Origin of the sequence: Paenibacillus sp. FSL W7-1279, assembly GCF_037969845.1 — a bacterium.
Classification (GTDB): Bacteria; Bacillota; Bacilli; order Paenibacillales; family Paenibacillaceae; genus Paenibacillus_AQ.
This window is the reverse complement of record NZ_CP150215.1, coordinates 5,617,748-5,630,402: the sequence shown is the minus strand read 5'-3', so window position 1 is coordinate 5,630,402 and position 12,655 is coordinate 5,617,748. Positions and strand designations below refer to the sequence as shown.

Annotated in this window: 8 protein-coding genes and 1 other annotated feature; of the genes, 6 read left to right on the top strand and 2 right to left on the bottom strand. The window is 51.9% G+C overall.

The features are described from left to right. Nucleotides 1–88 precede the first annotated feature (88 nt). Nucleotides 89–319: a binding site (T-box leader), on the top strand. A gap of 90 nt (nt 320–409) precedes the next feature. Together tyrS and MKY82_RS25385 are read left to right on the top strand one after the other, a co-directional pair. Continuing rightward, a complete protein-coding gene (gene tyrS, locus MKY82_RS25390) occupies nt 410–1,669 on the top strand; it encodes a tyrosine--tRNA ligase (protein WP_100538678.1) in 1,260 nt (419 codons plus the stop codon). Nucleotides 1,670–1,876: 207 nt separating this feature from the next. After that, nucleotides 1,877–2,962, top strand: coding sequence for a nitronate monooxygenase family protein (locus MKY82_RS25385; protein ID WP_339294649.1), 1,086 nt, complete (start codon nt 1,877–1,879; stop codon nt 2,960–2,962). A gap of 104 nt (nt 2,963–3,066) precedes the next feature. On the opposite strand, the gene MKY82_RS25380 is transcribed toward MKY82_RS25385, so the two are convergent. Further along, nucleotides 3,067–4,137, bottom strand: a complete 1,071-nt coding sequence (locus MKY82_RS25380; RefSeq protein WP_339294648.1) for a hypothetical protein — start codon at nt 4,135–4,137, stop codon at nt 3,067–3,069. Nucleotides 4,138–4,301: 164 nt separating this feature from the next. Then, entirely contained in the window at nt 4,302–5,174 is an 873-nt protein-coding gene (locus MKY82_RS25375) for an AraC family transcriptional regulator (RefSeq protein ID WP_339294647.1), read from the bottom strand. 297 nt (nt 5,175–5,471) lie between these two features. On the opposite strand from MKY82_RS25375, the gene MKY82_RS25370 reads away from it, so the two are divergent. The 4 genes from MKY82_RS25370 (at nt 5,472) to MKY82_RS25355 (ending at nt 11,320) form a co-directional block, all read left to right on the top strand. Next, nucleotides 5,472–8,225: a LuxR C-terminal-related transcriptional regulator gene (locus MKY82_RS25370; protein ID WP_339294646.1), complete on the top strand. Its 2,754-nt coding sequence runs from the start codon at nt 5,472–5,474 to the stop codon at nt 8,223–8,225. 167 nt (nt 8,226–8,392) lie between these two features. Beyond that, entirely contained in the window at nt 8,393–9,316 is a 924-nt protein-coding gene (locus MKY82_RS25365) for an NAD(P)-dependent alcohol dehydrogenase (protein WP_339294645.1), read from the top strand. 343 nt (nt 9,317–9,659) lie between these two features. Beyond that, entirely contained in the window at nt 9,660–10,628 is a 969-nt protein-coding gene (locus MKY82_RS25360; protein ID WP_339219075.1) for a YafY family protein, read from the top strand. An 80-nt stretch (nt 10,629–10,708) separates the two neighbouring features. Next, nucleotides 10,709–11,320 (top strand): SRPBCC domain-containing protein, encoded by a 612-nt coding sequence (locus MKY82_RS25355; RefSeq protein WP_339294644.1) that lies wholly within the window; start codon nt 10,709–10,711, stop codon nt 11,318–11,320. The last annotated feature ends 1,335 nt before the right edge of the window (nt 11,321–12,655 follow it).

Below are 12,655 nucleotides of genomic sequence, written 5' to 3'. Positions count from 1 at the left end.
CCATCCTGTCGGAGAAAGCAGGACTTCCGTCCGAAACGCAGGTTGACATCGATTTATTAATTCACTATACTGTCTGTAATCTTATAAGCGACATACGTTGAAAGAGCCCAGTAGCAGCTTGGTCCCTGTTCTAGAAAGCCGGGGGATGATGGAACCCGGTACACACCAAGGCGGCGAAATACACTCTGGAGTATCTCGGGTAATGCCGAGCGGAAACGACGAACGATATCTCGTCTAATGAGCGGCATGAATGACGCGCGGCAGCGTGCAGATCATTCGTGCAATCAGGGTGGTAACACGGTTAACAATCGTCCCTATGTCTATACAGACAAGGGGCGATTTTTTGTTCTTCAACGAGTTGGACGTTTCGTTATAAGGAAATTACTGAACTAAAAGGAGTGTTAACACTGTGAATATTATCGACGAACTGGAATGGCGCGATGCGATCAACCAACAGACGGATGCCGAAGGCCTCCGGGAACTTACGAATGAAAAATCCATCTCGCTGTACTGCGGCGTGGACCCAACGGGCGACAGCATGCATATCGGTCACCTGATTCCCTTTATCATGCTCAAACGCTTCCAGCTTGCCGGCCATCGTCCGGTCATTCTGATCGGGGGAGCGACAGGCACCATCGGGGATCCAAGCGGACGTCAAACTGAGCGCTCCCTGCAGACGCTGGAGCAGGTTCAGGCTAACGTTGACGCGCTGACCGGACAAATGAAAAAACTCTTCGTAACCGAGGGTGACAATCAAATCCGCATGGTTAACAACTACGACTGGACGCATAAAATCAACATTATCGAATTCCTGCGCGATTACGGCAAGAACTTCAGCATTAACTCGATGCTGGCGAAGGACGTGGTTGCGAGCCGGCTTGACAGCGGGATTTCGTTTACGGAATTCTCATACCAAATCCTGCAGTCGGTCGACTACCTGCATCTGTACCAGCATGAGGACGTGCAGCTGCAAATCGGCGGATCGGACCAATGGGGCAACATTACAAGCGGCCTGGATCTGATCCGGAAGAAAGAAGGGCCCGAAGCAAAAGCATTCGGCCTGACCATACCGCTCATGTTGAAGGCCGACGGCACGAAGTTCGGCAAAACGGCCGGCGGCGCGATCTGGCTCGACCCGAACAAAACGACGCCGTTCGAGTTCTACCAGTTCTGGGCGAACACCGACGACCGCGACGTTGTGAAATACCTGAAGTACTTCACCTTCTTGACCAAAGAGCAAATTGACGAATTGGCCGAAAAGGTGCAGAGCGAGCCGCATAAACGCGAAGCGCAAAAAATGCTGGCTGAGGAAATGACGAGATTCGTGCACGGCGAAGAGATGCTGGAGCAGGCTAAGCGCATTACGGCGGCTTTGTTCAGCGGCGATATTAAATCCCTTACGGCCGATGAGATCGAGCAGGGATTTAAGGAGATGCCGACTTTCGAAGCCACGCCGGAAACGAAGAATATCGTGGACTGGCTTGTGGATCTGGGCATCGAGCCATCCAAGCGGCAAGCTCGTGAGGATATTACCAAAGGCGCCATCTCGATGAACGGCGAGCGTATCAGCGACGTCGGTCACGAGGTGACAGCCGACCAAGCGATTGGCGGCCGCTTCATCATCATTCGCAAAGGCAAGAAAAACTACAGCTTGGTGAAAATGTCCTAGAAGACGTTGTAACCATCGGGGAGAACGGTCTCCCCGGACGAAAACACCCATAAAAAGCCGCTAAACACGTTTCATGTGCTTAGCGGCTTTCATATTACCAGGTTATCCAGAATCTTTTGGTTGGCCTATTGGCGTTTTTCTTTTATTTGAAAGTTTCTCTCATCTAATAGGATAATATCTGTAGTGTTAAAGGAGGTAGATGATATCATGAACATTCAACTGCAGACCGAGCTGTGCAAGCTGTTCCAAATCCGTTATCCGCTCTTGCAGGCAGGGATGGCCGGAGGACCGACAACAGTAGAACTGGTCGCCGCCGTATCCAACGCAGGCGGACTCGGCACGCTGGGTGCGGCTTACATGGAGCCGGCTGCCATTCGCGACAGCATTCAGGAAATCCGCAAGCGGACGGATCAGCCTTTTGCCGTCAACCTTTTTGTGCCGGGTGCCCGGGATCGCCATGAGCGAATCGGAGAGGTTCAACAGGAGTTAAACCGGATGCGGGATGATCTTGGCATTCCCCATGCGGGCAAGGACCACGTAGCAACCCCGGATTGGTTCGAGCAGCAATTCGCGGTTCTGATCGAAGAGAAGGTGCCTGTCATTAGTACGGCATTCGGGATTCTGGATGAGCCTCATATGCAGCAAGCAAAAGCGGCTAGGCTTCGGGTTGTTGCGATGGCTACCACAGTCCGCGAAGCCATGCTGGCTGAGCAGGCTGGGTGTGATGCCGTCGTTGCCCAAGGCAGCGAAGCGGGGGGACACCGTGGAACGTTTGATATTTCGGAGCACCCGATGGGGGCCCAGATCGGAACGTTTGCCTTGGTACCGCAAATCGTGGATCACATCAAGATCCCCGTTATTGCCGCCGGAGGCGTGATGGATGGACGCGGGCTCGCAGCTTCGCTTGTTCTTGGAGCCCAAGGCGTTCAGATGGGGACGCGATTCCTGACCGCAGTCGAATCGGGTGCGCATGAGGTTTATAAGCAAGCGCTCCTTCAGAGTACGGAAGAGAGCACGGTGATCACCAAAGCGTTCTCGGGACGGCCTGCAAGGGGAATCCGCAATGCATTCATCCGGCAATGGGACGAGAGCGGCATAGAGCCGCTGCCTTTTCCTACGCAGAATACGGTGACCCGCGACATCCGAAACGCGGCCAATCGCCAAGACAATCCGGAGTATATGTCATTGTGGGCGGGGCAAGGCACCAGAGGGCTGACTGCGGGACAAACGGCAGCGGATATTGTAGCCGAGACGATCCGGGAAGCGCTGTTGATCTGCCCATTTTCTTCGTAAATCCGATCATTGGAGATGAGAGCGGATTATGTTATTCGCTTAGGAAAACATGAAGCAGCAGGCCACCTGAAGAAAACCCATAAGGTGGCCTGCATATCTTTTGGCTAGAAGCCGTAAGTATCTCCGCCTTCGCCGCTCCACGTCATCTCCACGAAGGAGGACGGATTGGAAGAAGTCGCTGTTTTGGAGCCGGAAGCGTAGAGTCCTCCGGCAACACCGGTCATGGTATAGTCGGTATACAATTTGTTCGACGTATAGTTCGTGTAAATCATCGCTCCCGAAATATTCGATGCGGTTACGTTCTTAAGCTCCAGATTGCTTCCGTAGGACACTCCGTCCGAGGCCGTGGTTTTGTTTGTTCTGAATGCCTGGCCCGTGGCCGCATTGTTTTTGACGGTGGTGTTGATGATCTGTACGTCATTGGCCCGCATGAATATTCCGTTGTTGCCCACGGTCGACTCCGGCACTGTATTCTGAAAGTCAACCGTGCTGCCGATCACTTTGATATGATGCGTACCCTCTTTAAAATCAAAGCCGTCGTTTTTGGTCTGTATGGCGCTGCAATTCAGGAACGTAATATATCCGCTTCGATCCGGATTGGGCAGTGTGGTCCAGTTCTGATCGGCATCCCCCACATAGAAGCCCTCGCCGAACTTCCCGCCTTGCCCCGCGCTATGGGCGGTACTGTTCGAGACAAGCCAGTACTGGCTGTTTTTCCGAATCTTGAACGCTTCTGCCGTCGTATTTTTGACCGTTACGTTGGTAACGTAGCCGTGAGAGGCCTCAATCAGCAGGCCTTTGTTTGATTTGGAGTTGGAGTTGATCGTCACATTCTCCAGCTGATAATAGCTGTTCTTGATATGGAAAGCCGCATTGCCTGCCGATGCGGTGAAATGAAAAGTGGCTCCTCTGCCCGTGCCGCGAATCGTAATGTAATTGTCTGACGATCCGTTCCGGGAGGTTGCAATGGTTCCATCCGACACCGAGTAGGTCCCGGATACTTCAATAATGTCACCGGGATTCGCGCTGGCTAGGTAGCTCCGCAGCGTCGCGACGTCACCGGCCGGGACCGTTTTGGTTGCCGCCTTTACAATATGACCAGGGTAGAATGCAAATACAAGCATGAAGCAAAATAAGGATACGATGCCAAACTTGATGGATGGCTTGATCATCATGAAACCTCCTCGCTATTTTGGACACGATTCACCGTACTGTCGCATGAATTGCCTTACAAATCTTTCTGTGCGAAACACATCACCTCACTTAACAGGGATCAGAATCATTGTTTAAGCGCTCTAATTATAATCCAATCCCCATACCACATTGCTGCTTGAAAATATCATAATTCCGTCTGCATTCGATACTGAAGAGGCGTCAAACCGTACTTTTTCTTGAACATGGCGATAAAATACGAGGGGTAGTTGAATCCGGCCTGTTTACTGACGTCTTCGATTGTTAGAGACGGCAAGCCAAGAAGCGTTCTGGCTTCCTCCAAGCGCTTGTTGTTCGTATATTCGATGATGGTCATGCCCATCTGCTCTTTGAACAGCTTGGACAAATAACTGGGAGAGAAATGAAGCTCCGCAGCCATTTCGTTAATCGTGAAGGATAGATGATAGTGCTTGCCGATCCACCTTACCATGGCGCCGACAGGCTCGATCGAAGCAGCGGGAGCAGGATACTTGAAGCCCCCGCTACGATCCGCCGGGTAAATATGGCTACTGAAGTAGGTGAAGAAATGAAATAAAAACAAGGCAACAACTTCCTTCTGAACCTTGGGCGGAACGGTGGCCAGCATTTCATGCAATTGCAGAAACTGATTTTCCAAATATATGGAATCCTTGAGCGACAAATGAAACACCTGATTGGACCACGGATGCTCCAGCAATTGTGAAACCGCGGTTGTTAACTGTGGGAGTGCGGTGAGGAAACGCTCGATGACGGAGGCTTTGATTTTCAGCAGGCTGCGAATGTAATTCGGCGGTACGATGACTTCAATATGGTGAATTTGAAAAGGTTTAATCAACACCAAGGTGCCAGGCTTGAGCGAGTACGTTTGATTATCGACGAAATATCTTCCGGCGCCTTCGTGAATGTACAGAATCTCCAACCCTTCATGATAATGAAAATACTCCACTGGCTCGGTATGTACGCTTCGATAGTTGAACAGATACAGATTGTCACGCCAAGGAATCGAATGGTGAATTTTCATCTGAAAAACCTCCTTTTGCATGAATGATGGGTTCAATTACAGGGCTTCCAGCATTTCGGATACATCGTATGCCTAACCCTGTAAATCATGCTTCTGCGTTTGACTGCAGCAAGCGAATATCGCGCACAAGAGGGAAAACCGGGAGGCTGTCGAACACTTTATCATAATATATATGTTAAAAAATGCTGCAATGACGGCATAACGGGGGTTATGATGTCCACGCCTATTTTGTCTACAAAATTGTATATACCATCTCCCCGATCGAGGGCTGTTCTTCGCCCCCGCCTAATCGAGGGTTTGAACGAGGGACTGCGTCTGCAGCGCAAGCTCACTATGATTTCTGCCTCAGCAGGCTGCGGTAAAACTACGCTGCTCAGCCAATGGATCAAAGACTCCCCGCTGCCCGTCGCCTGGTTGTCTTTGGAGGAGGGGGATCGTGAACCCGCAAGATTCCTGGCTTATCTTGTGGCCGCCCTGCAAACCGTCGGGGTTGAAATCGGAGAGGGCATCATGAGCAAACTCCAAGCGCCATCCCCTCTTCCTCTGCCGCTCGAAGGTATCGTCACGGCCATCCTTAACCACATAGCGGCCCTGCCGAATCGATTCATTCTGGTTCTTGACGATTACCACGTGTTGGATTCCAAAGCGATAGACAGCGCTCTTGATTTTCTCATCGAGCACATGCCGCCGCAGATGCATGTGGTTATCGCCAGCCGCCAGGATCTCGCTCTGCCCTTGGCCCGGCTGCGTGTCCGGGACCAGTTGACGGAAGTGCGGACATCAGACTTGCGCTTCACATCCGATGAAGCCTCTGAATTTCTGCGCCGCTCCATGGGACTGGATTTGTCGGCGGAGGATGCAGCGCTCCTCGAATCGCGCACGGAGGGCTGGATTGCCGGCCTGCAATTAGCGGCGCTGTCTTTGCAGGGCCATCACGACGCTGCCACCTTTATCCGATCCTTCGGCGGCAAGCACCGTGACGTACTGGACTACCTGGTTGAAGAAGCACTGCAGCAGCAGCCCGAGGATATTCAGGATTTTTTGCTAAACACCTCCATTCTTGAGCGGTTGTGTGGTCCATTGTGTGACTACGTTCTTCGGAGCGGAGCTCGTGATTCTCGGCTGAGCGCCATCTCCGGGCAAGAAACCCTGGAGTACCTGGAGCGCGTCAACCTGTTCATCGTCCCGCTGGACACGGAGAGGCGCTGGTACCGATATCACCATTTGTTCTCGGATGCGCTTCGGCAGCGTCTGACCCGAACGGGTGCTTCTGCGGTTGGCGGAGAGAGGGACGTGTCCGAATTGCATCGTCGTGCCAGCGAATGGCATGAACGTCAAGATCTTCTGCTGGAAGCTTTCCAGCATGCGATTGCCGCTTCGGATGTGGATCGCGCCGCACGCCTTATTGAAGGGAAGGGGATACCTTTGATCTTCCGTGGGGCAATAGGCCCTGTGCTCCATTGGCTGGATTCCTTGCCTAAGGAGGAGATGGATGCAAGGCCCGCGCTACATGTCATGCATGCTTCCGCCATGTTAATGGTCGGTCAAATGACCGGTATCGAACCTAAACTTCAAGCCGCCGAAACCTATCTGCAAGCTGCGGAGGACGATTATACCCGGGATCTTATAGGGCATATCGCCTCCATACGTGCCACGCTTGCTGTCAGTCAACATCAGACGGAAACCATCATGGCGGAATCGCGCCGGGCCTTGGAATTTTTGAGTCCGCATAATCTGCCCGTGCGCACAGCGACGATATGGACGCTGGGATATGCCTACCAGCTGCAGGGGGAACGGGCCGCTGCTGGCAAGGCGTATCGGGAAGCCGTGATCATCAGTCAGAAGATTGGGCACATCACGATCAACATGATGGCGACGCTCGGACTCGGAATGATTCAGGAAGCGGAGAATCAGTTATATGTTGCGGCCGAGACGTATCGGCGCGTTCTGGATTTGGCGGGCGATCCTCCACTGCCGGCAGCATGCGAAGCACATCTGGGCCTAGCCCGAATATGCAGCGAGTGGAATGATCTGGATGCCGCGGAACAGCATGGACAGCTGGCCCTCCGCTTGGCCGGGCAGTTCGAGCATATCGACAGGGGCGTGGCCTGCGAGGTGTTTCTCGCAAGGCTGAAGCTTACACGGGGAGCGGTGAGCGAAGCGGCTGCCATGTTAGCCAAGGCGGATCACTTCGCCCGTCAGCATCATTTCACGCATCAGCTGCCCCATATTGCCGAGGCACAGGTGCTTGCCCTGCTGCAGCAAGGGGATGTCAGTTCAGCGTTGCAGCTTGCCCAGAGGTTTGAGCTCAAGCTAAGCCTAGCCAGGGTGCTGCTGGCACAGGGGGATACGGCGACAGCGCTGGTGATCCTCGAACAACTGCGGACGGATATGGAAGTTAAAGAATGGATGAACGAACAGCTTAAGGTGATGGTGCTGCAGGCTTTGGCCCTTCACGCCTGTGGGGAGAAACGGAGAGCGGCACAAGTTATTGCGGATGTGCTGGAGATGGGCGAGCCGGGCGGCTTCATCCGGATGTTTATCGATGAAGGGGAGCCGATGCGGGAATTGATCAACGCAGCAGCTTTGAGCAAAATGAGGCAGAAGATAAATAAGCCGAAGCATTGGCCATTAAGCGAAGCTGTAAACAAATCGAAGCAGAAGCTGTTAAGTGAAGCTGTAGACAAACCCAAGCAGCTGCCCTTAAGAGGAGCCGTAGACAAACCGGAGCAGAAGCTGTTATGGCCCATCCGTGACTATCTGGAGCGATTGCTGCATGCATTTGAGGCTGAAGGACTGAAACGTGGAGTCACATCCGTATTCGTTCCTGGGTTTGTTCAGCCTGCGGATTCTCTGATTGAGCCGCTAAGCCGGCGGGAGATGGAGGTTCTGCGTCTCATTGCCGAGGGGCTATCGAATCGTCAGATTAGCGAGAGGCTTTTTGTTACGCTCAGCACCGTGAAAGGGCATAACCGGATGATTTTCGATAAACTCCAGGCCACGCGCCGTACCGAAGCTGTAGCGCGAGCGCGAGAGCTGGGTTTACTATAAGGTGACAATCGTAGTATACATATTCATCCATGGCTATCTCCCTTCCTATACCGCTATTCATGAGAGAACCATACTGTGCTGTCCATAAGAAAACCATACTTAAGTATCTATGTTCCGGTACCTGACGGCAGATATACTGATTGCAAATGCCAGTTTGGAGGAAACCCATGAAAGCAATGGTATGCACCGCTTATGGAGCACCGGATGTTTTACAGCTGCAAGAGGTAGAGAAGCCGATCCCAAAGGGTCGCGAAATTCGAATCAAAATTTATGCAACCACCGTCAATTCGGGGGATTGCCGCGTGCGGGGATTTCGCAGTCCTCTTTTGTACAGGATTCCCATGCGGCTGGTGCTGGGTTTGAGAAAGCCAAGACAACCGATACTCGGGGTAGAGCTGGCGGGGGAAGTCGAAGCGATTGGCAGGGATGTTACGCAATTCAAGGTAGGCGATCAGGTCTTGGCATTCAGGGGAATGCGATTCGGTACGTATGCCCAATATATCTGCATGCGTGAAGATGCGTTATTGCTGTTAAAGCCCGATCATGTGACTTATGACGATGCCGCCGCCGTATCTTTCGGAGGAACGACGGCCCTGCATTTTCTTAGAAAAGGGAATATCCGGCAGGGACACAAGGTTCTGATTTATGGAGCGTCCGGTGCGGTTGGGACGTTAGCCGTACAGCTTGCTAAGCAACATTATGGAGCAGAGGTAACCGGCGTTTGCAGTGCCGTGAATATGGGGATGGTGAGGTCGCTCGGAGCCGATCGGGTCCTTGATTATACCAAAGAGGACATTACGACGACCGGAGATCAATACGACATTATTCTGGACGCGGTCGGTAAACTGCCAAAATCCAAATGCAAGCATTTGCTCACCCCGGGCGGGAGCTATGTAACCGTTGAAGGGCAGGGGGTAGCCAAGGTGCTGATGGAGGATCTGAGATTGCTAGCGGAGCTGCTGGGAACGGGGAAGATCAAGCCGGTCATCGACAGAAGGTATGCATTGGAGCAAATGGCCGAGGCGCACCGGTATGTGGATGAAGGTCGCAAGAGGGGCAGCGTTGTCATCACGGTGGACCATGATCATTGAGGATAAGTCATCATTCACGGCGGAGCATGATTATGACAGCTGATGAAGTTAGGCATCATTCAAGGATATAGCAGCCATCCAAGGATATAGAGAGACATTCAAGGTATAGACAGACATTCAAGCATGCCCCGGACCACTCACCGTGCGGACACAGGTAGCAGTGCCGCACGATGTACTCATTGACTAGCCGATCCTGCAGAGGGTTGGCTTTTCTCATTAGAACGTGGGGAATCAGTGATTACCATCCGGATTAAGCAGGAAGAAATCTCTAAACCTTCTACTAGGAAGTGATATATAATGTGATCACATATATGAATTCCAAGGGAAGGGCTGCTGCATAACGATGTCTAAAGCCGATAATATGCTGGCGATGCTATGGCTGCTGAAATCGCGAAGAAGAATAACCGCTAAACAACTATCGGAGGAGTTGGGCGTACATATCCGGACGGTTTACCGATGCATTGACGCGCTCTGCATGTCCGGCGTGCCTGTCGTATCCGAGATTGGGCGCGATGGAGGCTACTCCATCCCGGAGCATATCAAGCTGGAGCCGCTGTTTTTTGAGGCCGATGAGCAAAGGGCGCTTCTTCATGCCGCCGCATTCGCACGGGAAGCGGGTTATCCATCCGAAGAGCCGCTTAATCGAGCCGTTTCCAAAATAAAACGATATACGAATTCCGAGCAGCTGGAGCGTTTGGAGCGCCACGAAAGCAGTATTGAGGCCATCCATCCTCCTACAGCTTCTTCGCTTACCAGGATACTGCATGAGATCGAGGCGGGGATCGACCGGCAATCCAGCCTCGAGATCGACTACGCCACAGGCTATGACGGTATAACACAACCACGTATCCTGGATCCTTACGGACTCGTCCATTGGAAAAGCAAATGGTACGCGGTGGGCCATTGCCATCTGCGCGGTGAAATTCGCTGCTTCCGCGTCGACCGTATGCGCGATATCCGGCATACCGACAACGCGTTTGACCGTCCGGCGTCGTTTTCCCCGCGGGAATACGTATTGGACAGCTTGTTATCGGGGCAAGGTTCCGAATCCAATCCTCATTTGGTTTCCGTACATATCCAAGGCCTCCCTCAAGCTTTGGACGATTTATGCGCGCATTGGCTGCTCAGTCAAGCCCTCGTCGAACGTACGGCGGAGCATGCGGTGTTCAGGCTGGATGAGCATATGTTATACACGCAAGTTGCCTACTACCTATTGTCATTTGGCGGGAAGATTCGAATCATCGGGCCCGAGGAACTGAAATCAGGCATGATCGACATTGCGGAGTCCCTCTTGAAATATTATCAATCCTGAAGATAAACACTGACCTTCTTTGTCAGTGTTTGTATTATATAATGAACTCCAACAGATAGCGTCAGGGAGGAGAGAGCTCGATGGCAGGCACGATTTTTAAACAAGAAGTGATGAAAGCAACCGAACGTTCGTGGGAGGAATGGATTGTGGCCCTTGGGCAGGAAGTGGGCCCGCTCTGGTCACATGAGCAGATCCGAAACCATATCGTTGAGCAGCATCAAGTATCCGGGGAATGGGGCGAGTGGATCGCCGTCATGTATGAGCAGGTCATGGGGCGGGTGCCCGTCGGCTTATCCAAAGATGCCGGGGTGCAGATCGGGGTCAGAAAGACGATAGCCGCGACAAAAGAGAGGGTTTGGGATTTCCTCATGTCTTCCGAGGGACTGTCATTATGGATCGGGGATGTTCCTTCTCTGGAGCTGCAGGTCGGGCATGAGTATGAATCGAAGGAAGGCGTGTCCGGCAAAATTACGGTGGTCGTACCCTACCATAAGCTGCGCTTGACTTGGAAACGCAAGGAGTGGGACAACCCGTCCCGGCTGCAAATCTATGTGTTGTCCACGAAGACTGGAAAAACAACCATCGCGATTCACCAGGAGATGCTGGATGATGTTTATATGAGAGAGATCATGAGGCGTTATTGGGATGAGATGCTGACGACGCTGCAAAACCGGATGATGGTGCCGAACTGAACAGATTCCGTTATATGGGACTCAGGGTTTATCAGCTGGATTGAATTGACTACTCCAACGTTATGAGGACTAAGGTTCGCTATTACGTCTCGTAGGGTGGGTTTAGGGTAATATGAGGACAGAGGTTCCGCTATTACGTCTGGACGGGTGGGTTTTGGGTAATATGAGGACACCAGATCCGCTATTGCATAGAGAAGGGCGATAACTCGTGGTATTTAAAGTAAATAGCGGATTCTGAGTCCGGAAGTACGGGAAAAGTGGCTGTTTTTTTCGGAATAACGGATCTGGTGTCCACTAGTTTGTTTATTCGTCACTTGGGTATCTGCAGGAACTGATGCATGCTCCTGTCAGGTACTGTGTTACAAGCGGAGTTTAGAGATGAGCGGAGTTTAGAGATGTTTTTATGAGGCGTGGTATCGCGGTGGGCTACTCCAACGTTATGAGGACTAAGGTTCGCTATACGTCCCGACGGGTGGGTTTGGCTACTGCGACGTTATGAGGACAGAGGTTCCGCTATTACGTCTGGATGGGTGGGGTTGGGTAATATGAGGACAGAGGTTCCGCTATTACGTCTGGATGGGTGGGTTTAGGGTAATATGAGGACACCAGATCCGCTATTACATAAAGAATGGTGATAATTTGTGGTTTTTTAAGTAAATAGCGGATTCTGAGTCCGGAAGAACGGGAAAAGTGGCTGTTTTTTTCGGAATAACGGATCTGGTGTCCACTAGTTTGTTTATTGGTCTCGTGGGTATCGGCAAGAACTGATTTGTTTATTCGTCATTTGGGTATCTGCAAGAACGGATACGTGCACCCGTCAGGTACTGTGTTACAAGCTGACTTTAGAGATGAGCGGAGTTTAGAGATGTTTTTATGAGGCGTGGTTTCGCGGTGGGCTACTGCGACGTTATGAGGACAGAGGTTCCGCTATACGTCCTGACGGGTGGGCTTGGGTAATATGAGGACAGAGGTTCCGCTATACGTCCTGACGGGTGGGCTTGGGTAATATGAGGACAGAGGTTCCGCTATTACGTCTGGATGGGTGGATTTTGGGTAATATGAGGACACCAGTTCCGCTATTACATAGAGAAGGGTGATAATTCGTGGTATCTAAAGTAAATAGCGGATTCTGAGTCCGGAAGAACGGGAAAAGTGGCTGTTTTTTTCGGAATAACGGATCTGGTGTCCACTAGTTTGTTTATTCGTCACTTGGGTATCGGCAAGAACTGATGCATGCTCCTGTCAGGTACTGTGTTACAAGCTGACTTTAGAGATGAGCGGAGTTTAGAGATGTTTTTATGAGGCGTGGTCTCGCGGTGGGCTACTGCGACGTTA